General features: G+C 71.8%; 22 protein-coding genes. 8 read left to right on the top strand and 14 right to left on the bottom strand.

Annotation, left to right across the window (positions count from 1 at the left end):
• Positions 1–6: 6 nt before the first annotated feature.
• The 5 genes from CG740_RS22960 to CG740_RS22940 all read right to left on the bottom strand — a co-directional run bounded on the left by CG740_RS22960 (position 7) and on the right by CG740_RS22940 (position 5,880).
• Positions 7–921: a DUF2510 domain-containing protein gene (locus CG740_RS22960; protein WP_100577117.1), complete on the bottom strand. Its 915-nt coding sequence runs from the start codon at positions 919–921 to the stop codon at positions 7–9.
• 22 nt (positions 922–943) lie between these two features.
• Entirely contained in the window at positions 944–2,173 is a 1,230-nt protein-coding gene (locus tag CG740_RS22955; protein ID WP_100577405.1) for a haloacid dehalogenase-like hydrolase, read from the bottom strand.
• Between the two features lie 174 nt (positions 2,174–2,347).
• The gene (locus CG740_RS22950) at positions 2,348–3,130 is read right to left on the bottom strand and encodes a 3-oxoacyl-ACP reductase (RefSeq protein WP_100577116.1); all 783 of its coding nucleotides are present in this window, start codon (positions 3,128–3,130) and stop codon (positions 2,348–2,350) included.
• Positions 3,131–3,136: 6 nt separating this feature from the next.
• The gene (locus CG740_RS22945) at positions 3,137–4,507 is read right to left on the bottom strand and encodes an aldehyde dehydrogenase family protein (RefSeq protein WP_100577115.1); all 1,371 of its coding nucleotides are present in this window, start codon (positions 4,505–4,507) and stop codon (positions 3,137–3,139) included.
• An 8-nt stretch (positions 4,508–4,515) separates the two neighbouring features.
• Positions 4,516–5,880, bottom strand: a complete 1,365-nt coding sequence (locus tag CG740_RS22940) for a glutamine synthetase family protein (RefSeq protein WP_100577114.1) — start codon at positions 5,878–5,880, stop codon at positions 4,516–4,518.
• 89 nt (positions 5,881–5,969) lie between these two features.
• Here CG740_RS22940 and CG740_RS22935 point away from each other — a divergent pair, with 89 nt between their 5' ends.
• The 4 genes from CG740_RS22935 to CG740_RS22920 all read left to right on the top strand — a co-directional run bounded on the left by CG740_RS22935 (position 5,970) and on the right by CG740_RS22920 (position 10,148).
• Positions 5,970–6,734, top strand: coding sequence for a FadR/GntR family transcriptional regulator (locus tag CG740_RS22935; RefSeq protein ID WP_351677231.1), 765 nt, complete (start codon positions 5,970–5,972; stop codon positions 6,732–6,734).
• 222 nt (positions 6,735–6,956) lie between these two features.
• Entirely contained in the window at positions 6,957–8,408 is a 1,452-nt protein-coding gene (gene eat / locus CG740_RS22930) for an ethanolamine permease (protein ID WP_100577113.1), read from the top strand.
• 25 nt (positions 8,409–8,433) lie between these two features.
• Positions 8,434–9,120 carry a gamma-glutamyl-gamma-aminobutyrate hydrolase family protein gene (locus CG740_RS22925; RefSeq protein WP_100577112.1) on the top strand — a complete coding sequence of 229 codons (687 nt, stop codon included), beginning with the start codon at positions 8,434–8,436 and terminating at the stop codon, positions 9,118–9,120.
• Between the two features lie 344 nt (positions 9,121–9,464).
• Positions 9,465–10,148, top strand: coding sequence for a GNAT family N-acetyltransferase (locus CG740_RS22920; protein ID WP_100577111.1), 684 nt, complete (start codon positions 9,465–9,467; stop codon positions 10,146–10,148).
• Positions 10,149–10,178: 30 nt separating this feature from the next.
• Here the strand turns inward: CG740_RS22920 and CG740_RS22915 are convergent, their stop codons facing one another.
• The gene (locus CG740_RS22915) at positions 10,179–11,108 is read right to left on the bottom strand and encodes a LysR family transcriptional regulator (RefSeq protein WP_100577110.1); all 930 of its coding nucleotides are present in this window, start codon (positions 11,106–11,108) and stop codon (positions 10,179–10,181) included.
• Positions 11,109–11,178: 70 nt separating this feature from the next.
• Between CG740_RS22915 and CG740_RS22910 the strand changes: the two genes are divergently transcribed.
• Complete coding sequence (locus tag CG740_RS22910; RefSeq protein ID WP_100577109.1) at positions 11,179–12,294, top strand: TDT family transporter; 1,116 nt, start codon at positions 11,179–11,181, stop codon at positions 12,292–12,294.
• Between the two features lie 36 nt (positions 12,295–12,330).
• Here the strand turns inward: CG740_RS22910 and CG740_RS22905 are convergent, their stop codons facing one another.
• From CG740_RS22905 to CG740_RS22890, 4 genes are all read right to left on the bottom strand, one after another.
• Complete coding sequence (locus CG740_RS22905; RefSeq protein WP_100577108.1) at positions 12,331–13,044, bottom strand: helical backbone metal receptor; 714 nt, start codon at positions 13,042–13,044, stop codon at positions 12,331–12,333.
• On the bottom strand, positions 13,044–13,604 hold the full coding sequence (locus tag CG740_RS22900) for a helix-turn-helix domain-containing protein (RefSeq protein WP_100577107.1): 561 nt from the start codon (positions 13,602–13,604) through the stop codon (positions 13,044–13,046). Before CG740_RS22900 ends, CG740_RS22905 begins: the two co-directional genes overlap by 1 nt.
• 212 nt (positions 13,605–13,816) lie before the next feature.
• Positions 13,817–15,619: an ABC transporter permease/substrate binding protein gene (locus CG740_RS22895; RefSeq protein WP_100577106.1), complete on the bottom strand. Its 1,803-nt coding sequence runs from the start codon at positions 15,617–15,619 to the stop codon at positions 13,817–13,819.
• On the bottom strand, positions 15,612–16,715 hold the full coding sequence (locus CG740_RS22890) for a quaternary amine ABC transporter ATP-binding protein (protein WP_100577105.1): 1,104 nt from the start codon (positions 16,713–16,715) through the stop codon (positions 15,612–15,614). The genes CG740_RS22895 and CG740_RS22890 overlap by 8 nt, the downstream gene beginning before the upstream one ends.
• 266 nt (positions 16,716–16,981) lie before the next feature.
• Between CG740_RS22890 and CG740_RS22885 the strand changes: the two genes are divergently transcribed.
• On the top strand, positions 16,982–17,890 hold the full coding sequence (locus CG740_RS22885; RefSeq protein WP_100577104.1) for a 5'-3' exonuclease: 909 nt from the start codon (positions 16,982–16,984) through the stop codon (positions 17,888–17,890).
• Positions 17,891–18,131: 241 nt separating this feature from the next.
• Entirely contained in the window at positions 18,132–18,977 is an 846-nt protein-coding gene (locus CG740_RS22880; RefSeq protein WP_100577103.1) for a siderophore-interacting protein, read from the top strand.
• Positions 18,978–19,100: 123 nt separating this feature from the next.
• Here the strand turns inward: CG740_RS22880 and CG740_RS22875 are convergent, their stop codons facing one another.
• From CG740_RS22875 to CG740_RS22865, 3 genes are all read right to left on the bottom strand, one after another.
• On the bottom strand, positions 19,101–19,910 hold the full coding sequence (locus CG740_RS22875; protein WP_100577102.1) for an ABC transporter permease: 810 nt from the start codon (positions 19,908–19,910) through the stop codon (positions 19,101–19,103).
• A complete protein-coding gene (locus CG740_RS22870) occupies positions 19,907–20,926 on the bottom strand; it encodes an ATP-binding cassette domain-containing protein (protein WP_100577101.1) in 1,020 nt (339 codons plus the stop codon). Before CG740_RS22870 ends, CG740_RS22875 begins: the two co-directional genes overlap by 4 nt.
• Before the next feature lie 313 nt (positions 20,927–21,239).
• A complete protein-coding gene (locus tag CG740_RS22865; protein ID WP_100577100.1) occupies positions 21,240–21,893 on the bottom strand; it encodes a PadR family transcriptional regulator in 654 nt (217 codons plus the stop codon).
• Positions 21,894–22,186: 293 nt separating this feature from the next.
• On the opposite strand from CG740_RS22865, the gene CG740_RS22860 reads away from it, so the two are divergent.
• A complete protein-coding gene (locus tag CG740_RS22860; RefSeq protein ID WP_100577099.1) occupies positions 22,187–23,134 on the top strand; it encodes a hypothetical protein in 948 nt (315 codons plus the stop codon).
• A 78-nt stretch (positions 23,135–23,212) separates the two neighbouring features.
• Here the strand turns inward: CG740_RS22860 and CG740_RS22855 are convergent, their stop codons facing one another.
• On the bottom strand, positions 23,213–23,491 hold the full coding sequence (locus CG740_RS22855) for a glutaredoxin domain-containing protein (protein ID WP_234376432.1): 279 nt from the start codon (positions 23,489–23,491) through the stop codon (positions 23,213–23,215).
• Between the last annotated feature and the right edge of the window lie 147 nt (positions 23,492–23,638).

Below are 23,638 nucleotides of genomic sequence, written 5' to 3'. Positions count from 1 at the left end.
ACGCGGTCACCGGGACGGCGGGGCCAGGCTGGTGCCGACCCCGCCGTTCTGTCCGCCGCCGATGGGCGCGATGCCCCGGGTGACGGTGTCGATGAGGGCGAGCGACGGGCCGTCCGGGCCCGCGTCGAGGGCGAACCTGGCGATGACCATGGACTGGCTGCCCACCGTGGAGGGGAAGGCGAGCGACTCGACGTAACCGCCGGGCCCGGCGGCGGTCCTGACCTGCCAGCGCACCAGGTATCCGGTGCGCCCGTCGACGACCACGGGACCGGACTTCACCTCACGGTGCGAGGTGAGGCCGTTGTAGGGGCGGGAGCCGACCGGGTCGTGGTCGTAGGCGGCGTTCGCGGCGCCGGTGATGTCGTTCTTGGCGACGGCCTCGGCGGTCGTGAGGTCGGTCATGGTGGCCGTCGACGTGGTGACCGTGCCGCGGTGGCAGAACCCGGCGTCACCGGGGCAGTCGTAGGTGTCCTTCGTCGTCATGGTGAGAAGGCCGGACACCGCGTCGTCGGTCTTCTCCCAGCCGTCCGGGATGGGCAGCGTGATGCCGTTGAGCTGGTCCACGAGGGTGTGCGGGTCGGGTGAAGGCCCCGAAGTCGGCCGGGCGGAAGGCGAGTCGACCGTCCCGGAGGCCACGGCGCTGCTGCCGGTGCGCTCGGGCTGCGGCCCCCCGCCGTCGCCGCCGCGGAGGGTGACGGCGACGGCGACCGCGGCCACCAGCAGCGCGGCCGCCGCACCGATCATCAGCGGGCCGCGCCGCCGGGCGGGCGGCACGACGACCGCGGTGACGGGCTCCGGCGGCCCGAAGACCTGCCCGCCCGGCGCCCTGGTGTGGGCGGTCCAGGCGGTGCCGTCCCACCAGCGTTCGGCGCCGGGCACTCCCGGGTCCGGGTACCAGCCGGGCGGCGTCCTCGTGGTCATGCGCACACCCTAGGACGCGTGTTCAGCCGGCGTACACCGAGTCCCGCTGGTCCGGGACGACCGAGCCGTCGGCGCGCCGTACCGGGGCCGGGGTGCCGTCGTGCCCGGTGTAGCCGGTGCTGGCGCAGGGGTAGGGCGCCGCCTTCTGCCCCTTGGGCTCGATGAACATGGGGTTCACGATCCAGCGGCCGTCGCTGTCGTCGTACGCCCGGCACATCAGCTCGTTCTTGTTGCGGTTCAGGACGAGCCGCAGCCCGGTCGCGTCCCGCAGGAAGGACACATCGGTGTCGGAGTCGCCGGCCGCGAACACCTGGCGCCTCTTGGCCGGCTGCACCTTCTCGGCGGCGGCGCCGCGCACGCCGAAGATCTCCTGGTTGATCCAGCAGCGCTTGCCGTCGATGTACGTGATCATCGAGTCGTCGCCGTCCTTGGCCGAGCCGCAGCCCTTGAGGTGCGAGGTGATGCGGCCGTGCTCGGTGGTGGAGCGGATGCCGATGGCGTGGTCCGGGTCGACGCCCGCGCCGCGCGCCCACACGTCGACGACGGGCTCGGGCGAGGCCGAGGTGATCCAGACGTCGAAGCCGGCCTTCTGGAGCGTGCGGATCAGATCGCGCTGCTGGTCGTAGTAGCGCACCCAGGCCGTCGCCTTGGTGTTGCTGCCCACCGTCTGGACGGCGTCGGCGGGGGCCTTGAGGTTCTCGGTGCGGGCCGCGCTCGCGAAGGCCTTGACCTGGGCCGGGGTCCAGCCGTGCAGGAGCTGGGCGAGCCAGGCGTACGAGGGCTCGATGGTGCGGCGGTCGTACCCGGCGAAGGCGGGGGCGCCCTTGCCGGTGGTGCCCTCGCCGTAGACCGCGAGGATCTCGTCCGCGCAGGCGGTGTCGGTGGCGGTCGGCAGCGTCGTGGACCGGCCCGAAGGGCAGGCGGTGGCGAGGTCCCCCGCGGCGGCGTCGGTCAGATAGCGGCTGGTGGTGTGCCAGTCGCCGCGCGCCGGGCGCTGGATCTTGGAGTTGCGCAGCAGCCAGTACATGGTGGCGTCGCCCACGTCGTTCTTGACGACGGTGTTGTCCCAGTCGAAGACGGCCACCGGCTTCTTGCCGTGCCCCGCGCCCGCGCCGCACTTGCCGTAGCTGTCGATCAGATCCTGGATCCGGTCCTGGTTGTCGCCGAACCAGCCGTCGGAGACGGTCAGTTGGGGGCAGCGGGCCGGGTGCGCCGCGGCGGGCTGGGCGGCGACGAGGCCGGCGGCGGCCATGGAGAGGGCCGCGGCGAGGACCGGAAGCCGGCGGACGGCGGGGGACTTGGACACGCTGGAGGACTCCTGTCGTCGGGACGATCATCGCGGACGTTAGACACCACAGCCGGGCGTCGTGCGACGCCCGGCTGCCGGGAGCGTGACCCCCGGGTGAACAGCGGGGGTTGGCGGGGTTTAGAGGGGGGTGACGTACGCCCCGGAGATGCCGCCGTCGACCAGGAAGTCGGTGGCGTTGATGAAGGAGGAGTCGTCACTGGCGAGGAAGGCGACCGCCGCGGCGATCTCGTCCGCCTCGGCGAACCGGCCCGCAGGGATGTGCACCAGGCGGCGCGCGGCGCGCTCGGGGTCCTTGGCGAACAGCTCCTGGAGCAGCGGGGTGTTGACCGGACCCGGGCACAGCGCGTTGACGCGGATGCCTTCGCGCGCGAACTGCACACCGAGCTCACGGGACATCGCCAGCACGCCGCCCTTGGAGGCGGTGTAGGAGATCTGCGAGGTCGCGGCGCCCATGACGGCCACGAACGAGGCGGTGTTGATGATGGAGCCCCGGCCCTGGCGCTGCATGTAGGGCAGGGCCGCCTTGCAGCACAGGTAGACGGAGGTGAGGTTGACCTCCTGGACCCGGCGCCAGGCGTCGAGCCCGGTGGTGAGGATGGAGTCGTCGTCGGGCGGCGAGATGCCGGCGTTGTTGAACGCGATGTCGACGCTGCCGTAGGTGTCGAAGGCCGTCCTGAAGAGCGCCTCGACCTGCTCCTGGTCGGTGACGTCGACCTTCGCGAAGGTGCCGCCGACGGCTTCGGCGGCGGCCTTGCCCGCCGTCTCGTCGATGTCGCCGCAGACCACGTCGGCGCCCTCGGCGGCCAGCCGCTTCGCGGTGGCGAGGCCGATGCCGCTGCCGGCTCCGGTGATGACGGCGGTGCGGCCGACCAGGCGGCGGCAGATGGTGTCGTCGGTCATGTGTGCTCAGGCCTCCGTGCTGATGAAGACGTTCTTGGTTTCGGTGAAAGCGGTGAGGGCGTCGGGGCCCAGCTCGCGGCCGAGGCCGGACTGCTTGTAGCCGCCGAAGGGGGTCGAATAGCGCACGCTGGAATGGGAGTTGACGGAGAGGTTGCCCGCCTCGACGGCCCGCGAGACGCGCAGCGCCCGGCCGATGTCCCGGGTCCAGACGGAGCCGGAGAGCCCGTAGTCGGTGGCGTTGGCGAGCCGTACCGCGTCCGCCTCGTCCTCGAAGGGCAGGACGACGGCGACCGGTCCGAAGACCTCTTCGACGGCGGCGGGCGCGTCCGCGTCCAGGCCGGTCAGGACGGTCGGCGGGAACCAGAACCCGGGCCCCTCGGGCGCGCTGCCGCGAAGGCCCGGGGCGTCGTCGGCGACGTAGGACCTGACCCGGTCCAGCTGTACGCGTGAGATCAGCGGGCCCATCTGGGTCTTCTCGTCGGCCGGGTCGCCGACCACGATCTCCTCGATCGCGGGGCCGAGCAGCTCCATGAAGCGGTCGTACGCGCTGCGCTGGACCAGGATGCGGGTGCGGGCGCAGCAGTCCTGGCCGGAGTTGTCGAGGAAGGACATCGGGGTGGCGGCGGCCGCGGCCTCGATGTCGGCGTCCGCGAAGACGATGTTGGGGCTCTTGCCGCCGAGTTCGAGCGTCACCCGCTTCACGCGGTCGGCGCACTTGGTCATGATCTGCTTGCCGACCCGGGTCGACCCGGTGAAGACGATCTTCGCGACACCGGGGTGCTCGACGAGTTCGTTGCCCGCGATCGCGCCCGCGCCCGGCAGCACCTGGAAGAGGCCCTCGGGAAGCCCTGCCTCCAGGGCGAGTTCGGCCAGCCGCAGCGCGGTGAGCGGGGTCGCCTCGGCGGGCTTGAGGACGACCGCGTTGCCGGCCGCGAGCGCGGGGGCGGTGCCCCAGGCGGCGATCGGCATGGGGAAGTTCCAGGGGGCGATGACGCCGATCACGCCGAGCGGTTCGAGCAGGGTGATGTCGAGGCCGCCCGCGACCGGGATCTGACGGCCACTCAGGCGCTCCACTCCCCCGGCGGAGAAGTCCAGCAGATCGCGGACGTTGCCCGCCTCCCAGCGGGCGTTGCCGATGGTGTGGCCGGCCTCCCGGACCTCCAACCGGGCCAGTTCCTCGATGTGTTCGTCGACCACGGCCGCGAAGCGGCGCAGCAGGCGGGCCCGGTCGGCGGGGGCCGCGGCGGCCCAGACCTGCTGTGCGGCACGGGCCCGTACGACCGCGGCGTCGACGTCGGCGGAGGTCGCTCCGCGGACGGTCGCGATCACCTCCTCGGTGGCCGGGTTGAGGACCTCAAGCTCGTATGCGCTGGACAAGTCGTTCCTCACAGGCGTTCGAAGGAGCGGCGGAGCTCCCAGTCGGTCACCGCGGCGTCGAACGCGTCGAGCTCGACCCGCGCCATGTTGCGGTAGTGCGCGACGACCTCGTCCCCGAACGCGGCCTTGGCGATGGGGCTGTTCTCCCACAGTTCGGCGGCCTCGCGCAGGGTGGTCGGGACGTGCGCGTAGTCGCCGACGTAGGCGTTGGACGTGCAGGCCTCGGGCAGCTCCAGCTCGTTCTCGATGCCGTAGAGGCCGGCCGCGACGAGTCCGGCGACGGCCAGGTGCGGGTTGACGTCACCGCCCGGCAGGCGGTTCTCGAAACGGGTTCCGGAGCCGTGGCCGACGACGCGCAGCGCACAGGTGCGGTTGTCGTGGCCCCAGGCGACCGCGGTGGGCGCGAAGGAGCCCGGCTGGAAGCGCTTGTAGGAGTTGATGTTCGGCGCGTACAGGAGGGAGAAGTCGCGCAGCGCGGCGAGCTGTCCGGCCAGGAAGTGGCGCATCACGGGCGACATGTGGTCGGGCCCGTCGCCCGCCATCACGTTGTGGCCGTCCTCGTCGGTGAGCGAGAGGTGGATGTGACAGGAGTTGCCCTCGCGCTGGTCGTACTTGGCCATGAAGGTGAGCGAGACGCCCTCCTGGGCCGCGATCTCCTTGGCGCCGGTCTTGTAGACGGCGTGCTGGTCGCAGGTGACCAGGGCCTCGTCGTAGCGGAAGACGATCTCGTGCTGGCCGGGATTGCACTCGCCCTTGGCGGACTCGACGGTCAGCCCGGCCGCCTGCATCTCGTTGCGGATGCGGCGCAGCAGCGGCTCGATGCGGCCGGTGCCGAGCACCGAGTAGTCGATGTTGTACTGGTTGGCCGGGGTGAGGCCCTTGTACCCGGCGTCCCAGGCCTGCTCGTAGCTGTCCTTGAACACGATGAATTCGAGTTCGGTGCCGACCTGGGCGGTGTAGCCGAGCTCGGCGAGCCGCTCCAGCTGGCGGCGCAGGATCTGGCGCGGGGCCGCGACGACCGGCGAGCCGTCGGCCCAGCCGAGGTCGGCGATGAGCATCGCGGTGCCCTCGTTCCACGGGACGCGGCGCAGGGTCGCCGGGTCCGCGTGCATCGCGAAGTCGCCGTAACCGCGCTCCCAGGACGACATCGCGTAGCCGTCCACCGTGTTCATCTCGGTGTCGACGGCGAGCAGGTAGTTGCAGCCTTCGGTGCCGTGCGCCAGTACCTCGTCGAGGAAGAACCCGGCGGCGAAGCGCTTGCCCTGCAACCGCCCTTGCATATCGGGGAAGGCGAGGACGACAGTATCGATCTCACCGCTCGCGACCAGAGCGCGCAGCTCCTCGATCGCGAGCGGGGGTGTGCGGTCTGCCACGGGAAGCTCCTCCTTGGGTCAGCCGAGAGCCATAAGGTATGGGGTAGGACCATTGATTGGGAAGGGGAATCCACGACGTGGCGAAGAAGATCGACTCGGCGGACCGCGCGGAGGGCCGGACAGCCGACCGCGCGGAGGGGCGGACGGCCGACACGCTCGTCCCCGTGCTACGGACCGTACGGGCCGGGAACGGCTTCGAGGAAGCGCTGGAGCAGATCCTCCAGCTGCTGCGCCTGGGACTGGTCCCCTCCGGTGAACGGCTGCCCGCCGAGCGGGAGTTGGCCGAGCGGATGGGGATCAGCCGGGTCACCCTGCGCGAGGTGCTCAAGGTGCTCCAGGACCAGGGCCTGGTGGAGAGCAGACGGGGCCGCTACGGCGGCACGTTCGTACTGCCCCGGGCCGCCGAGGGCGGCGAGGACGAACTGCGCCGGCGGGTCGCTTCGGTGGACGTCGAGGACATCCTGCGCTTCCGGGAGGTCCTGGAGGTCGGCGCGGCCGGGCTCTGCGCGGCGCACGGGCTGACCGACGACGGCGCCGGACGGCTGCGCGCCGCGCTCACCGCGACCCACGACGCCCCGCTCACCGACTACCGCCGCCGGGACACCCTGCTCCACCTCACCCTGGCCGAACTCTCCGGGTCGCCCACGCTCACCGCCCAGTACGCAGCGGTGCGGGCCACCGTGAACGACCTGCTCGACTGCATCCCGCTCCTGGTGCGCAACCTGGAGCACTCGCAGCACCAGCACAGCGCCCTGGTCGAGGCGGTCCTGGACGGGGACGCGGACGGCGCGCGCGAGGTGATGCGCGAGCACTGCGGGGGCACGGCGGCTCTGCTGCGCGGCTTCTTGACCTGAGCGGACCTGAGCGGACCTGGGCGGACCTGGGCGGACCTGAGTGGATCCGAGCACACCGGGCCGCCCCGCGCGGGCAACTCCCTTCACCCGGGCGCCCGTTCACCGGCGCTTTCCGTAACCGCGGTTTTACGTCCACCCCTTGCGCATCACCCTGCCCTCCGGCAAAGGTATGCAGCCGAACCATTGACCTGATCTTCCCTTGACGATCATCTGGAGCGGCTCATGGCCGAGGGCACCGATCTGCGCACCGCACCGACCGCCTCCGCCGAGGACGACTATCTGCACCGGCGCACCCTGCGGCGCGGCAGCGCCGGCTGGCTGCTGCTCACCGGGCTCGGCGTCGCCTATGTGGTCTCGGGCGACTTCTCCGGCTGGAACATCGGCCTGTCCAAGGGCGGCTTCGGAGGCCTGGCCACCGCCACCGTCCTGATGGGCATCATGTACGCCTGTCTGGTGTTCTCGCTGGCCGAGCTGTCGGCCATCCTGCCCACCGCGGGCGGCGGCTACGGGTTCGCCCGCCGGGCGCTCGGCACCTGGGGCGGCTTCCTGACCGGCACCGCGATCCTCATCGAGTACATCCTGGCGCCCGCCGCGATCTCGCTCTTCATCGGCGACTACGTCGAATCGCTCGGCCTGTTCGGCCTGACCTCCGGCTGGCCCGTCTACCTCGCCTGCTTCGCCGTCTTCATCGGCATCCATCTGTGGGGCGTGGGCGAGGCGCTGCGCTTCAGCCTCGTGGTGACCGCGATCGCCGTGGCCGCCCTGCTGGTGTTCGCCATCGGGGCCTTCACCGACTTCGACGCCTCCCGCCTCAACGACATCCCGGTGGACGCCTCCGCACTCGGCTCCAACTCCTGGCTGCCGTTCGGGGTGCTCGGCATCTGGGCCGCGTTCCCGTTCGGCATGTGGTTCTTCCTCGGCGTCGAGGGGGTGCCGCTGGCGGCCGAGGAGGCCAAGGACCCGGTACGGTCCATGCCGCGCGCGCTCGCCATCTCGCTGTCGGTCCTCGTGCTGCTCGCCGTCGTGACCTTCTTCGCCGCGACCGGGGCGCACGGCTCGGCCGCGCTCAAGGACGCGGGCAACCCGCTGGTCGTGGCGCTCCAGGGCGACGGCGGCCCCACCGCCCTGAGCCGGTTCGTCAACTACGCGGGCCTGGCCGGCCTGGTGGCCTCGTTCTTCTCACTGATCTTCGCGGGCTCGCGCCAGCTCTTCGCCCTGTCCCGGGCCGGCTACCTGCCCCGCTTCCTGTCCCTGACCAGCCGCCGCAAGTCGCCCTACCTCGGCCTGCTGATCCCCGGCGCGCTCGGCTTCGCGCTCGCCGCCTGGAGCGGCAACGGCGGCCGGATGCTGAACGTCGCGGTGTTCGGCGCCACCATCTCCTACGCCCTGATGGCCCTCTCGCACGTGGTCCTGCGCCGCCGCGAGCCGGGCCTTGAGCGGCCCTACCGCACCCCCGGCGGGATCCTGACCTCCTCCGTCGCCCTGGTGCTCGCGCTCTTCGCCCTCGTCGCCACCTTCCTGGTGGACAAGGACGCGGCATTCATCGCGCTCGGCGTCTACGCGATCGCGCTGGCCTACTTCGCCTTCTACAGTCGCCACCGACTGGTCGCCCACGCACCCGAGGAGGAGTTCGCCGCCCTGGCCGCCGCCGAGGCCGAACTCGCCCGGGACTGAACCCCTACGAACGGAGACAGCCGCCGTGTCCAAGCCGCTCATCGGCATCAGTACGTATCTGGAGCCCGCCCGGTGGGGCGTGTGGGACCTGCCCGCCGCCCTGCTGCCCGCCGGATATCCCCGGCTCGTCCGGGCGTCCGGGGGCCTGGCCGCGATGCTGCCGCCGGACGACACCTCGGCGGCCGCCGCCGAGGTCGTGGCGCGCCTGGACGGCCTGGTCATCGCCGGCGGGGCGGACGTGGAGCCGGTCAGGTACGGGGCCGAGCCGTCGCCGCTGACCGGGCCCCCGGCCCGCGAGCGGGACGCCTGGGAGCTGGCACTGATCGAGGCGGCCCTGGCGTCGGGCACTCCCCTGCTCGGCGTCTGCCGGGGTCTCCAGCTCCTCAACGTGGCCCTCGGCGGAACGCTGGTCCAGCACCTGGACGGGCACACCGGCGGCCGGGGCGTCTTCGCCGAGCACACCGTGAAGCCGGTGCCGGGCACCCGGTACGCCTCGCTCGTCCCCGAGGCAGCCGACGTGCCGACCTACCACCACCAGTGCGTGGACCGCCTCGCCCCCGGCCTGGTGGCCTCGGCGTACGCGGAGGACGGCACCGTCGAGGCGGCCGAACTGCCCGGTGCCGCCTGGGTCCTGGGCGTCCAGTGGCATCCCGAGATGGGCCGGGACACCCGGGTCACCGAGGGCCTGGTGCGGGCCGCCTCCGCGCGCTGAACCCCCACCTCTCCCCGGTGACGGCGGCCCGGGAGCAGGCCTCTCCCCGGTGACGGCGGCCCGGGAGCAGGCCTCGCCCCGGGCCGTCCGACACGCCCGGGAACCCGCGCCCCCGCGAGGGGGTGACGATTCGGCGATCATCCGGGTATCTTCCTCTCGCCGCCCCTCACCGGGCGGATTCCCCGAGACTCCTCGCCTTCACCTGGCCGCTCGTTCCTCTTCGCGCTCTCGTTCCTTCCCTGGCCATTTCACGGACACATCCTGACCATGTGTTCCTCCGTGTCCCCGCTCGCCCCGCCCACAGGTGGGGAAGCTCCGCCACGCCCCGAAGGACCGAAGGCCCCGTGCCCGCACCCGTCATCCTGTCGGGCCGTTCCGTACGGCTCGAACCGCTCAGCCCCTCCCACGCCCCGGCCCTGGCCGCCGCCGCAGCGGCCGACCGGACCTCGTACGCCTTCACACCGGTGCCGCACGGCCTGGACGCGGCGTACGCCTACGTCGACAGCGCGCTGGCCGACCAGGAGGCCGGCCGCAGCCTGGCGTTCGCGACCGTAAGGGCCGCGGACGGCCTCGTCGTGGGCTCCACCCGGTTCTGCGAACTCGACTACTGGGACGGGCCCGTGGTGTGGCCGCCCGCGCCGCGCGGCCCGCTGACCGGCGCCGCGGACGCGGTCCCGGACGCGGCCGAGATCGGCGCCACCTGGCTCTCCGCGCACGCCCAGGGCACCGGCATCAACACCGAGGCCAAGCTGCTGATGTTCCAGCACGCCTTCGACACCTGGCGGGTACGCCGGATCTCGCTGCGCGCCGACGCGCGCAACGCCCGCTCGCGGGCCGCGATCGAACGGCTCGGCGCGGTCTGCGAGGGCGTGCGCCGGGTGCACACCCGGGGCCTGGACGGTCTGGTGCGCGGGACGGCGTTCTACTCGGTCCTCGACGAGGAGTGGCCGGCGGTCCGGCGCACCATCGAGCAGCGCCTGGTCCACGCCCACGCGGACACCAACGGCTGCCGCCTGGTCTCTGCCTGACGAGCCGTCAGGTGAGGTGCCGGACGGCTCTCAGGTCGGCCGGGCCAGCGAGAGCAGATCGCGGGCGGGCCCGGCCGGCAGCGGACCCTGGCGCCACACGGCCCGCAGATCACGCCGCAGCCGCACGCCCTCGACCGGGATCTGCACGAGCCGGCGGGCGGCCAGTTCCTCGCCGAGCGCGAGTTCGCTGAGCACCGAGGGCCCGGCCCCGCTGACGACGGCCGCCTTCACCGCGGTGGTGGAGGCGAGTTCGATGAGGGGCTCGGCGAGGCCGCCGTGCGCGGCGAGGGCCGCGTCCAGGACCTGACGGGTGCCCGAGCCGTGCTCGCGCGAAATGAGCGGAGTCGCGGCCAGCTCCGCGGGCAGCAGCGGCCCCCGCCGACGGGCCCAGGGGTGCGTGGGGGCCGTGACCACGACGAGCCGGTCGTGACCGATGACCGCCGAGTCCAGGCCCACGGGCACGCCGAGCCCCTCGACGAAGCCGAGGTCGGCCTCATCGGCGAGCAGCCGCTCCGCGACCACCGCCGAGTTCCCGGCGCTGAGCGAGACGGCGGTGCCGGGGCGTTCCGCGCGCAGCGCGATCAGCCAGCCCGGCAGCAGATACTCGGCGATGGTCATGCTGGCGGCGACCCGTAGGCGCGAGTCCCGGCGTCCGCGCAGCGCCTGCGCGCCCGCGTCGAACGCCTCGGCCGCCTCCACGACCCGCCGCGCCCAGTCCGTCACCAGGACGCCCTCGGCGGTGAGCCTGGAGCCGCGCGGGGAGCGGTCGACGAGGGCGACGCCGAGGAGGCGCTCCATCGAGCGGACCCGGCTGCTCGCGGCGGGCTGGGTGATGCCGAGGTCACGGGCCGCCCGCCCGAGGCTGCCGTGCCGGGCGACCGCGAGCAGCAGCTCCATCGCCCCGAGGTCGGGGACCCGGTGGGCGAGGGGGGCGGTGTCCTCGGAATCGTTCCTGCTCATAAACCCAGCTTATGGGCTCATAGCTCCAGCAGGCGTGGCGGGGCCGGATCGGCGGGCAGAAGCTGGATCCATGGCCACCGTCGCGCAACCGCGCCCCCGCACCCACCACCCCGTCGCCGCCCGGCGCCGTCCCGCCCTGCGCCACCTCGGCCCGAACTGGTACGCCGCGGTGATGGGCACCGCGATCATCGCCAACGCGGGCGCCGGGCTGCCGTTCCACATCCCGGGCCTTCCGGTGATCTGGGCGCTCTCGCTGGCCATGCTCGCCGTCCTGCTCGTGGCCCGCGCCGGGCACTGGCTGCACCACCGCGACCAGGCCCGCGCCCATCTCCTGGACCCCACCGTCGCGCCCTTCTACGGCTGCCTGTCGATGGCGTTCCTGGCCGTCGGCATCGGCACCCTTTCCGTCGGCGCCGGCGTGATCGGCGAGGCCGCGGCCGTACCGCTGGCGTGGGTGCTGTACGGGGCCGGAACCCTGATCGGCCTGGTCGCCGCGGTGGCGGTGCCGTATCTGATGGTCGCGCGGCACGACGTGGCGCCCGGCAGCGCATCCCCCGTCTGGCTGCTGCCCGTGGTCGCCCCCATGGTCTCGGCGACGCTCGGCCCGCTGCTGGTGCCCCAACTGCCCGCCGGCCAGGCCCGCGAGGCCATGCTGCTCGCCTCGTACGCGATGTTCGGGATGAGCCTGCTCGCCACCCTGGTGATCCTGCCCGTGGTGTTCTCCCGCCTGATCCACCGGGGCGCACTGCCCCTGTTCCTCACGCCCACCCTGTTCCTGGTGCTCGGCCCCCTCGGCCAGTCCACCACCGCGGTGAACAAACTGGCCGATGTGGCGGGCGGTTCCATCGACGCGGCCTACGCGCAGGGCATGGCCGCCTTCGCCGTCCTGTACGGGGTGCCCGTGATGGGCTTCGCCCTGATGTGGCTGGCGCTCGCGGTGGCCATGGCGGTCCGGGCGGCCCGGAACGGGATGGGCTTCGCGATGACCTGGTGGGCCTTCACCTTCCCCGTGGGCACCTGTGTCACCGGCGCCGAGGGCCTCGCCCGGCACACCGGACTGCACGCCTTCGACTGGCTGGCGGTCGCCCTGTACGCGCTCCTCGTGACGGCCTGGCTGGTGGCCGGGTTCCACACCGTACGGGGGCTGGTCGACGGCAGGCTGCTCGCGGCGCCGGTGAAGAAGTAGCCGCGTCGAGCGGCCGCCCCGGCAGGGCGGCCCCGCTCAGGTCCCGACCCGGAGCGCCGCGCCGAGCACGGCCGGCGCTTCGGCCAACGACGGCCCGTACCAGGTGAGTTGACGCCCGTCCACGAGGGCGGCGGGCAGTGCGGGGAAGGCCTCGGGGCCGTCGTCGGGAGTGAAGCGGTACGGCTCGTCGGGCAGCACGACGAGGTCGGCGCCCGCCGCGTTCAGCTCGTCGATGCCGATGCGCGGGTAGCGCTCGGCGTGATCGGCGTAGACGTTGCGCACGCCGAGCCGGGCCAGCAGATCGCCCGCGAAGGTGTCGTGGCCGAGGACCATCCAGGGCCGCCGCCAGACCGGCACGACCGCACTCCGCTGCGGGCCCGGGCGCACCGCGCCCCACGCCCGCTCGGCCGCGTCCAGCCAGTCGGGCCGGGCGAGCCCGCAGCCCTCCACCAGAACGCGCTCCAGCTCGGTGAAGGCCTGCGGAAGGGTGCGGACCTCGGTGACCAGGACGTCGAGGCCGGCCGCGGTGAGGGCGGCCAGATCGGCGGGGCGGTTCTCCTCCTCGTTGGCGACGACCAGGTCCGGGGCGAGCGCGACGACACGCTCCACGTCCGGGTTCTTGGTGCCGCCGACCCGGACCACGTCGAGCCCGGCCGGATGGCTGCACCAGTCGGTGGCACCGACCAGGAGGCCGGGGCCGCTGACCGCGACGGCCTCCGTCAACGAGGGGACGAGGGAGACCACCCGCATCAGTGGCGGGTCTCCTCGATCGCCTCGATGTGATCGGCGACCGCCACGACCAGGATGCGGGTGCCGGGCAGCGCCGCCCGCCAGCGGTGGCGCACCCCGCCGGACAGGCACAGCGTGTCGCCGCGCTCCAGGCGGTAGGCGCGGCCCTCGGCCTCCACCTCGGCGGCGCCGTCGGCCACGTACATCAACTCGTCGTTGCGGTGCTGGAATTCACGCCCGGTGTCCTGCTCGCCGGTGAACTCCATGGCGTGCAGCTGATGGTGTCCGCGCAGCAGCTCCCGCACCCCGTGGCCCGGCTCCTCGGCCTCGGGTTCGGCCCGTACGACGTCGACCGTACGGGTGCAGTCGGCGGCGTCGTACAGCTCGGCGACCGTGGTGTTCAGGGCGTCCGCGACGCGCTGGAGGGAGCGGGCGCTGGGGCGGGCGCGTTCGTTCTCGACCTGGCTGAGGAAGGGCACCGATAGCCCGCTGCGCTCGGCGACCACCGCGAGGGTGAGGCCGAGGCTGCGGCGCAGACGCCGGACCGCCACTCCCACCCGAAGAGTTTCCTTGTCGTCCATCTCCCGGGCTCCCTCCCCGTTCACTCGGTCCGCGTACGCACCGGCTGCGTCCAGGTCACCCTACGCAGCTTCGCGGTCCGAGGGGACCGTCCCGCCAAGATCGCGAAGGGTTGGGCACCGGATCAGGCCGGATCGCAACGCCCCGCAGCCGCGGCCGGAGGACCGGCCGCGGCTGCGGAAGGGTGAGGTGGGAAGGGGGTTTCCCGGGGCGGCTAGGAGCCAACCGGCGTCCACTTGTCGGCCAAGCCCGGGTTCTCCTTCAGCCAGGCGCGCACCGCGTCCTGCTCCTTGCCCTTGCCGGTGGACTGGATCTTGGCCTCAAGGCTGGTGAGCTGCTTCTCGTCCATCTTGAAGTTCTTCAGCCACTTGCCGACCTCGGCGTTGTCGGAGGCGAAGCCCTTGCGGGCCAGGGTGTGCACCCCGTCGCCCTTGCCCCAGACGCCCTTGGGGTCCTTGAGCTTCTTCAGGTCGTAGGTGTTGTACGCCCAGTGCGGCGACCAGAGCGGAACCACGATCGGCTCCTTCTTGGCGTACGCGCGCTTCAGCTCGGCGAGCATGCCGGGCGTGGAGCCGTCGACGACCTTGTACTCGCCGTCGAGGCCGTACTCCTTGAGGATCTTGTCCTTCAGGATGCCCGTCTCACCGGCGCTCGGCTCGATGCCGACGATGCGGTTCTGGAACTCGGAGCCCTTGCCCTTGAGGTCGTCCAGGGTGTTGACGTCCTTGACGTAGGACGGCACGGAGAGCTCCAGGGACGTGGGGCCGTACCAGGAGCCCATGTCCTCCAGCTTGTCCTTGTACTTCGCCCAGTACTGGGCGTGCGTGGTGGGCAGCCAGGAGTCCGTCTCGAAGTCGATCTGGCCGCCGGCCATGCCGGTGTAGAGCGCGCCGGCCTCGTACTGGCGGGCGTCCACGGTGAAGCCGCGGCGCTCCAGGAGTTCCTTCCACAGGAAGGTGGAGGCGACGCCCTCGTCCCACGGGATGTAGCCGAGCGAGATCTTCTTGCCCTTGCCCACGTCCTTGGCGCCGGTGACGGCGTCAGAGCCGGAGGAGCCGAACATGTTCATGCCGCCCGCGACGACGGCGAGGACGACCACGCCGACGATCGCGACGACGGGCTGCGGACGGTAGTTCCAGATCTTGAGACCGCCGGCGGCGGCCTTCGCCTTGGCGAGCGCGCGCCGGCCGAGCGGCGAGACCTGGCGGCTGAGCGCGCCGGTCATCCGGTCCAGGTACATGGCCAGGACGACGATGGAGATGCCGGCCTCGAAGCCGAGGCCGATGTCGACGTTGCCGATGGCGCGGTAGACGGCGCCGCCGAGGCCGCCGCCGCCCGCCATGCCGGCGATGACGACCATCGACAGGCTGAGCATGATCACCTGGTTGATGCCCGCCATGATGGTGGGCAGCGCGAGCGGCAGCTGGACCCGCATCAGCGTGTTGCGCGGGGTGGTGCCGAAGGCCTCGGCCGCCTCGACGAGCTCGCCGTCGACCTGGCGGATGCCGAGTTCCGTCATCCGCACGCCCGGGGGCAGCGAGAAGACGATGGTGGCGATGATGCCGGGCACGACACCGACGCCGAAGAAGATGATGCCGGGGATCAGGTAGACCATCGCCGGCATGGTCTGCATGAAGTCGAGGACCGGCCGCAGGACGGCGCTGACCGTCTTGGAGCGGGCCGCCCAGATGCCGAGCGGGATGGCGACGACCAGCGTCACGATCGCGGCGACGAGCACCAGCGACAGCGTCGACATGGTGTCGTCCCACAGCTGGATCGAGTCGATCAGCGCGAACCCGACGAAGGCCAGGACGCCCGCGGACAGGCCGCGCAGCCACCAGGCGATCACGGCGAGGATGCCCGCGAAAAGCAGCGGCTGCGGCGCGTCGAGCACCGCGTTGATGCCGTCGTACATGCCGTTGACGAGGTGGGTGATGGCGTCGAACAGCCAGGAGAGGTGGCTCTGGAGGAAGTTGACGGCGCTGTCGACCCAGCCGCCGAGGTTCAGCCTAGGCATGCGTCGCCACCTCCTTCATCGAGCATTCGACCGGGCCCTGCTTGTCGTCCCCCAGGAAGGCGATGAGCCGCTCCTGCGGCACGACGCCGAGCACGGAACCGTGGGTGTCCTTGACGGCGACCGGGTGCGGAACGCGGGCCGCGACCGTGCACACGTCCGCGACGGGGGTGTCCGGCAGCACGCTCTCGCAGTCGCACTCGCCCGCGTCGGGGCGGTGCGGGGTGGTCATCACGGACAGCGCGGTGAGCACCCGGGAGCGGTCGACGTCCTGGATGAACGAGGCCACGTAGTCGTTGGCCGGCGTGAGCAGGATGTCCTCGGCGGTGCCGAGCTGGACTATGCGCCCGTCGCGCATGACGGCGATGTTGTCGCCGAGCCGCATGGCCTCGTTGAGGTCGTGCGTGATGAAGACGATCGTCTTCTTGAGGCGCTTCTGCAGTTCGAGGAGCTGGTCCTGCATGTCGCGCCGGATCAGCGGGTCGAGCGCGCTGAAGGACTCGTCCATGAGGAGCAGGTCGGCGTCGGTGGCCAGGGCGCGGGCCAGGCCCACACGCTGCTGCATGCCGCCGGACAGCTCGTCGGGCCAGGAGTCGCCCCAGCCGGCCAGGCCGGTCAGCTCCAGGGCCTCGGCGGCACGTTTCTCGCGCTCGGCGCGGGGTACGCCCTGAACCTCAAGGCCGTACGCCGCGTTCTCCAGGACGCTGCGGTGCGGGAACAACGCGAAGTGCTGGAAGACCATGCTGATCTTGCTGGAGCGGACCGTACGCAGCTCACGGGCGGGCAGGCTGGTCAGGTCCTGGCCATCGAACAGGACACGGCCCGAGGTGGGCTCCAGGAGCCCGTTGAGCATGCGCAGCAGGGTGGATTTTCCGGAGCCGGAGAGACCCATGACAACGAAGATCTGACCGGGTTCCACCGTGAACGAGGCGTCGATCACCGCCGCGGTCGTCCCGTCCGCCCGCAGCTCGTCGCGGTCGCCGCCGCTTTCGAGCGTGCGGACGGCTTCCTCGGGTCGTCTGCCGAACACCTTGTAGAGCTGCTCGGCTTGCAGCCTGGACACATACACCTCACGGGTTGAACCGAAAACGGCCCGCATCCCCCGCGGGCGGGCCGTGGAGCGGCGCGGATTCGGTCCGCAGCCCGAGAAATGGTTGAAAACCATACTTGGGTCCGCTCCGGCGACGCGCCTGCCCGGCCCGATCGGAAGCAAACACAACAGTGATCCAGTTCACTTGTTCACGAGCGGGACGGGCACTGAGGCGCGGGACGGGGCCGCGCCGCGAAGCCCGTGGCCGGGCCGGGCCGGGCCGCGGGGTGCATGTCAGTGGGGTGCGGCATCATCGGGGTGTGACGCGACGCCTGATGCTCCTCGACACCTCGTCCCTCTTCTACCGCGCCTATTTCGGGGTCCCGGACACCGTCAGGGCGCCGGACGGCACACCGGTCAACGCCGTGCGCGGTCTGCTCGACTTCATCTCACGCCTGGTCCACGACCACCGCCCGGACGACCTGGTGGCGTGCATGGACGCGGACTGGCGGCCGCAGTGGCGGGTCGACCTGATCCCCTCCTACAAGGCGCACCGGGTGGCCGAGGAGACTCCGGCCGGTCAGCCCGACGAGGAGGAGACCCCGGACACACTGGCCCCCCAGATCCCGGTGATCGACGACATGCTGGACGCGCTGGGCATCGCCCGCGTCGGCGTCGACGGCTACGAGGCGGACGACGTCATCGGCACCCTGTCGGGCCTCGCGCCCGGCCCGGTCGACATCGTCACGGGCGACCGCGACCTGTTCCAGCTGGTCGACGACGTGCGCGGGGTGCGGGTGCTCTACCCGCGCAAGGGCGTGGGCGACTGCGACCTGGTGGACGACGAGCTGATCCGTACGAAGTACGGGGTGCGACCCGATCAGTACGCGGACTTCGCGGCGCTGCGCGGCGACACCAGCGACGGGCTGCCCGGCGTCAAGGGCATCGGCGAGAAGACGGCGGCCCAGCTGATCAACGAGTACGGGGATCTGGCGGGCGTCCGCGCGGCCGCCGCCGACCGGTTCTCCAAGCTGACCCCGGCCAAGCGGCGGGGAATCCTGGAGGCGGCCGACTATCTGGACGTCGCGCCCAAGGTGGTACGGGTCGCGATGGACGTGCCGCTGCCGAAGTTCGACCCGGCACTGCCCACCGAGCCGCTCGATCCGGCCACCCTCGAAGAGCTGGTGGCCCAGTGGGGCCTGGCCGGAGCGACGGGCCGGCTGCTCACCACGTTGCGCGCCTGAGAAGGGCGTCCCGGGAACCGGAACCGGAGCCGGAAGCCGGAAGCCGGACGCCGGACGCCACGAGGAGGAGTGCTCCCCTTCCCGCCCGGCTCCCGCCCGGCTCCCACCCGGGCCCCGGCGCGGACCTCCCTCGGGCCCCACCCGGATTTCTCTCGGAATCCCCCGGCTCCCCTCGGGCCTTCCGGCACCGAAGGTGTTAACTTAGGTAATCCTAACTAATGGTGGATCAGGGGAGCGCACAGTGGCAGAACGCCCGTCTCGCAAGGCACCGAAGATCAACGAGGCGCGAGTGGTGCGCACCGAGCGCATCACGCCGCACATGGTGCGCGTCGTGCTCGGCGGCGAGTCGCTGGCCGGCTTCGGCGTCGGCGAGTACACCGACCACTACATCAAGCTGCTGTTCCCGGCGCAGGGCGTGAGCTACCCGGAGCCCTTCGACATGGAGCGGATCCGCGCCGAGTTCCCGCGCGCCCAGTGGCCCAGCACCCGCGCCTACACGGTGCGCGACTGGGACGCCGAACTGGGCGAGCTGACCGTCGACTTCGTGGTGCACGGCGACGAGGGCCTCGCGGGCCCGTGGGCCCTGCGGGTGCAGCCCGGCGAGACGGTCCGCTTCCTCGGCCCCGGCGGCGGCTACGCCCCGGACCCGGCGGCCGACTGGCACCTGCTGGCCGGTGACGAGAGCGCGCTGCCCGCCATCGCGGCGGCCCTGGAGCGGATGCCGGCGGGTGCGCTGGTGCATGCCTTCGTCGAGGTGGCCGGCCCCGAGGAGGAGCAGAAGCTCAGCACCCCGGACGGCGTCGCGGTGACCTGGCTGCACCGGGGCGAGCATGCGGTGGGCTCCCAACTGGTGGGCGCGGTCAAGGACTTGGAGTTCCCGGCGGGCGATGTGCACGCCTTCGTGCACGGCGAGGCGGGCTTCGTGAAGGAGCTGCGCGCGCTGCTCCGGGTCGAGCGCGGCGTACCGCGTGAGCGGCTGTCGATCTCGGGCTACTGGCGCCTCGGTCAGGACGACGACGCCTGGCGCGCGGCGAAGCGCGAGTGGAACGAGCAGGTGGAACGCGAGCAGGAGGCCCCGGCCGCCTGACCCGCTCCCCCGCCCGCGAAACCCCCGGCACCTGCCCCGCCGGGGGTTTCGTGGTTCAGCGAACGCCTGGGCCGCCAGGGCCCCAACCGGGCTCACCGATGACGGAGTTGGCCCGGGTTGTCGCTACACCGACTTCTGGTAGGAGCGGAACGTACGGGTCGACAGCCAGACCGCGACGATCGCGAGGCCGAGCAGGGCGCCGCCCCGGCCGAGCACCAGACCCCAGTCCGGTTCTGCCGCCATCGCCGAACGGCCCGCCACCATGCCCCAGTTGAGCGGGTTGAAGTCGGCGATGTGGCGCATCCAGGACGGCATCTGGGACGGCGCCATGAACGCCGAGGACAGGAAGGTCAGCGGCAGCAGCAGAAAGGTGTTGATGCCGATGATCGACTCGCGCTGGCGCACCAGCATGCCCAGCGCGTTGGAGAAGGCGCCGAAGACCGTGCCGAGCAGGATCGCGGCGACGGCCAGGACGACCAGACCGCCGAAGCCGCCCGGGTAGTGGGCGCCGCCGAGCTTGCCGAGCAGCAGGATGATCACGGTCTGGACGGTGATGCTGATGCCGTTCTGCACGACGTTGGCGTTCATCAGGGCGCCGCGGCTGACGGGCGTGGTGAGGAAGCGGTTGAGCGTGCCGCGCTCGATCTCCTCCAGGGTGCCCATGCCGGCCCACATGCTGGAGCCGAGCGCGCTCATCAGGACGATGCCGGGCACGAGGTAGTCCAGATAGGACGTGGTGCCGAAGCCGCCGAGCTGGACGACCTTCTTGAAGAGGTTGCCGAACAGGAACAGCCAGATCACCGGCTGCACCAGGGTGATCAGGAGATAGGCGGGCTGCCGGAAGATCGCCATCAGCTGACGCTGCGTCATGTACCAGGTCTGGGCGAGGGCGTTGGAGCGCAGCGGCGCGGGTGTGGCGGTGGTGCTGGTCATCGGGTGCCTCCGGCGGTGGCGAGGGCGGGGGCGTCGGCTGCCGCCTCGGCCTCGGAGTAACGGCGTCCGGCATAGCGCAGATAGACGTCGTCCAGGGAGGGGCGGGCCACGGTCGCGGCGGCGACGGAGGCTCCGGCGCGCTCCAGGGCGGCGAGCAGCACGGGCACGGCGGCCGCGCCGTCGTCGGCGCGTGCGCTGACCCGGCGGCCGTCCAGCAGCACCTCGTGCACGCCGGGCAGTCCGGTGAGGGCCTCGCGCAGCAGGGCGCGTCCGGTGACGGCTTCGCGCAGCTCCACATGGACGGCGTCGCCGCGGAGTTCGCCCTTCAGCTCGTCGGGGGTGCCTTCGACGACGACCCGGCCCCGGTCCACGATCGCGATCCGCTCGGCGAGCCGGTCGGCCTCTTCGAGGTAGTGCGTGGTGAGCACGATGGTGAGCCCCTCGTCCCCGGCGAGCCGCGCGATCTCGTCCCACATCGCGGTGCGGGCTTCGGGGTCGAGTCCGGTGGTCGGCTCGTCGAGGAAGAGCACCTCGGGCCGGTGCACCAGGCCGAGCGCCACGTCGAGGCGGCGCTGCATGCCGCCCGAGTACCCCTTCACGACGCGCTTGCCGGCGTCCGCGAGGTCGAAGCGTTCGAGCAGCTCGTCCACGCGGCGCTTGAGAGCCGCGCCGGTGAGCCCGTACAGGCGCCCCTGGAGCTGGAGGTTCTCGCGGCCGGTGGCCACGGGATCGGCCCCGGACTTCTGCGCGACGACACCGATCGCGCGCCGGACCCGGTCGGGGTGGCGCAGCACGTCGTGCCCGGCGACGGTCGCGGTGCCGCTGTCGGGGCGGGCGAGGGTGGTGAGGATCTTGACGGTGGTGGACTTGCCGGCGCCATTGGGGCCGAGCAGTCCGAAGACCGTGCCGGCCGCGACGGTGATGCCCATGCCGTTGAGGGCGGTGACATCTCCGGGATACGTCTTGATCAGGTGGTGCGCCTCGACTGCGGGCGCCCGGGTACTCCGGGTATTCATGACGGAGCTCTCCTGGGTGAGCGGGGATGGTCGGTGTGACGGACCGATCCGCGTGGGGAGCGCCGGGCTATCCTTGGCGTGCCGCACCTTCGATCGCCTGGCCTGCCTCGTGCGGGTCGGGTCCGGGGTCGCAACCCCGGCGGGGGCTGCTGCAACAGCCCGTGCCGGGGTTTTCCCTGTGCTACTGCGTACTGCTGGTCCCTGGGTACTGCGTGCGGGTCCCGTGTGTCCCGCGCGTCGGCGCGCCCGCCGTACGCGGTGCGTGCGCGTCGCCTGCGCGTCCGGAGACCGGTGGTGTCCCGGCCTCCCCGGACTACTCGCGGGAGTGGTCCTCGCCCTCCAAGTGCTTCCATTCCTCGGGCACTTCACCCGTGGCCTGCCAACTGCGCCATCCGTCGATGCCGCTGAGGGTGCCGTCCGCGATCTCCTTGAGGAGGCCGCGCACCCACTCCGCCTCGGCGTCGATCATGTGGAGCTGGTATTCGGTCTCGACGAGGAAGAACCGGGGCAGCGTCTCGCGCAGCTTCCGCAGCGCTCCCCGCAGCCCGGCGGCCCGCACCTCCAGCGTATTGACACGTTGCGCCAGCAGCGCGGTGACCTCGTCGGGCGGCAGTACGCCGATGAGGGACAGGGCCGTCTCGAAGACCGGGAACTCGTGCACCGGCACCGAGACGATGTCCGCCATCCAGTCCAGCATCTCCTCGCGGCCCGTCGGGGTGAGGGCGTAGAGGGTGCGCTCGGGGCGGTTGCCCTGCCGCTGGACGTCGGCGACCTCGACGAAGCCGTGTTTCTCCAGGTTCTGGACGACGGTGTAGAGCGAGCCGTAATTGATCTTGATGCTGTACTCCTTGCCGCGCCGGCGCAGAGTCTGGGCGATCTCGTACGGATGCATCGCGGGGCGCTCGGCGAGCAGGACCAGAACGGCCAGCGCCAACGGGTTGCGGAGCTTGCGCCGCCCTGCCGCCATCGCCGTCACCTCCTGCCCCTCGCTCGTCCCTCGTTCTCGAATACTCGTAGCCGAACATATCGCGACTATCGCGTATCGGTCAACCGCGATGTATCGCGAATATGAGGGTGCCTTGCATGAACCCGGCCGCCGGGCACCAGCCCGGCACCAGCCCTCCCGCCGCCCTGCTGCCGTGCCCTCTCGACTGCCCTTTCGCCCCTGGTGGGCGAGTGCCCGCGGTTCTAGCCTCGGCGCTCGGAACCGAACGGCGAGCTGGGGGGCTGGGCAGCGTGCGAGAGACAGGGACACCGCCGGTGGGTACCGGACCGGCGGCCGTGCCACCGGTCCGGCGACAGGCCGGAACCGCGAGCGCGACGGCGTCCGGCAGGACGGGCGCACAGCGCGCCGGGCTGGCCGCACTCCACGGGACCGCGGGCAACGCGGCCGTGGCGGAGTGGATCCAGCGCCAGGAGGTTCCCGGCGCCAACGAGGCGGCGCGGAAGAACGCCCTCGATCCGACCGGGCACGGGGAGTGGAGCACATTCCGCGACATGATGGCGCAGGCGGGGTTCCCGGACAGCGTCACGGACGCCGCCTGGCAGTTGGTCCTCGGCGGCCTCGCGGAGCAGGGCCGGCTCAACGACGAGGCCATGGCGAAGTTCACCGAGCGCCAGGAGCAGCGCGACCACCGCGCGTCGAACACGTGGTACCAGGAACTGGTCCAGCTCATCGGGGACTACCTGGAGATCGACAAGCCGACGATGGCCCTGTGGTCCGGCGGAATCGACACCAGCGTGTACGCCCGCTCCAAGGGCCACACCCCGCTGGAGGCCACGCCGTTCGGCGGCGTGGTCGACAAGCTGCGGCTGACCGAGGACTGGAAGCTCAAGACCCCGATGTGGAACGTGCTGTCCAAGGCGTTCGTGAACCGGGCCCGCGGCCCGGTCCACATCTTCCTGCGCGCCTACAACCCCGACAGCGTCCTGATCGCCCAGGAAGTGCCCCAACTCCGTGTCGTGATGGCGCTCAACCCGGCCGTGAAACTGATCTGGCACCCGGTGTACACCGCGCCGGACGGCAAGCTGCGGGAGGTCACCAAGGGCCTGGAACTGGCCGCGGACGCCTCCTACTCCAAGCGGGACGAGTGCGTGCAGGTGCTCTACGACTACCTGCGCCTGAAGCACGACCCGGAGAACGCCAACTCCGAACGGGCGCATGCGGAGATGAGCGACCGGCTCGCCGCCAACGGCAATCCCCGCTGACGGCAGGCCGGGCCGGGGACCCGCCTGCGGGCAGCCGACGGTTTCCGCCGCGCACCGGGCGGCTCGCGAACGGTTGGCTCAGCGGCTCCCGGGCAGCGACCGCGGCGCATGCGCCCGGACCGCCTCGAAGAGCTCCCTCTTGGACGGGTTCACCATCGCCCGCCCGGCCACCGTGACCGTGGGCACGGTCTCGTTCCCGTCCGCGACCGAGCGCACGAACGCGGCCGCGACGGGGTCGCGCCAGATGTTCACCTTGACGAACCGCAGCCGCGTGAACAGCAGGCTCAGCCGGAGCTTCATGCAGTACGTGCACAGGGGGCGCCAGTAAAGGACCACCCCGTCCTGATCCTCAGTCACAGACCTTCCCCCGTTTCCCAGAGCCGCCGAGAGCGGCCAAGAGCGACAACGATCCGAGCCTAGGCGAACCGGTCGGCATCCTCCGACGGGGGTGGCCGGATGATATTCGGTTCGCGCGGCCGGCGGCCCCCTGGCTAACGTCCTGCC

It is taken from the genome of Streptomyces sp. CB01201 (genome assembly GCF_002803085.1).
Taxonomy (GTDB): Bacteria; Actinomycetota; Actinomycetes; order Streptomycetales; family Streptomycetaceae; genus Streptomyces; species Streptomyces hundungensis.
The sequence above is the reverse complement of the archived record's forward strand: the minus strand, read 5'-3'. Positions and strand labels throughout refer to the sequence as shown.

Bases quoted from the DNA above. Each gene is read 5' to 3' on its own strand.
- CG740_RS22895 (WP_100577106.1), bottom strand. From the start codon at position 15,619: ATGCCTAGGCTGAACCTCGGCGGCTGGGTCGACAGCGCCGTCAACTTC.
- CG740_RS22915 (WP_100577110.1), bottom strand. From the start codon at position 11,108: ATGAGCAGGAACGATTCCGAGGACACCGCCCCCCTCGCCCACCGGGTC.
- CG740_RS22885 (WP_100577104.1), top strand. From the start codon at position 16,982: ATGCTCCTCGACACCTCGTCCCTCTTCTACCGCGCCTATTTCGGGGTC.
- CG740_RS22910 (WP_100577109.1), top strand. From the start codon at position 11,179: ATGGCCACCGTCGCGCAACCGCGCCCCCGCACCCACCACCCCGTCGCC.
- CG740_RS22955 (WP_100577405.1), bottom strand. From the start codon at position 2,173: ATGGCCGCCGCCGGCCTCGTCGCCGCCCAGCCCGCCGCGGCGCACCCG.
- CG740_RS22890 (WP_100577105.1), bottom strand. From the start codon at position 16,715: ATGCGGGCCGTTTTCGGTTCAACCCGTGAGGTGTATGTGTCCAGGCTG.
- CG740_RS22905 (WP_100577108.1), bottom strand. From the start codon at position 13,044: ATGCGGGTGGTCTCCCTCGTCCCCTCGTTGACGGAGGCCGTCGCGGTC.
- CG740_RS22875 (WP_100577102.1), bottom strand. From the start codon at position 19,910: ATGACCAGCACCACCGCCACACCCGCGCCGCTGCGCTCCAACGCCCTC.
- CG740_RS22960 (WP_100577117.1), bottom strand. From the start codon at position 921: ATGACCACGAGGACGCCGCCCGGCTGGTACCCGGACCCGGGAGTGCCC.
- CG740_RS22870 (WP_100577101.1), bottom strand. From the start codon at position 20,926: ATGAATACCCGGAGTACCCGGGCGCCCGCAGTCGAGGCGCACCACCTG.
- eat (WP_100577113.1), top strand. From the start codon at position 6,957: ATGGCCGAGGGCACCGATCTGCGCACCGCACCGACCGCCTCCGCCGAG.
- CG740_RS22900 (WP_100577107.1), bottom strand. From the start codon at position 13,604: ATGGACGACAAGGAAACTCTTCGGGTGGGAGTGGCGGTCCGGCGTCTG.
- CG740_RS22865 (WP_100577100.1), bottom strand. From the start codon at position 21,893: ATGGCGGCAGGGCGGCGCAAGCTCCGCAACCCGTTGGCGCTGGCCGTT.
- CG740_RS22950 (WP_100577116.1), bottom strand. From the start codon at position 3,130: ATGACCGACGACACCATCTGCCGCCGCCTGGTCGGCCGCACCGCCGTC.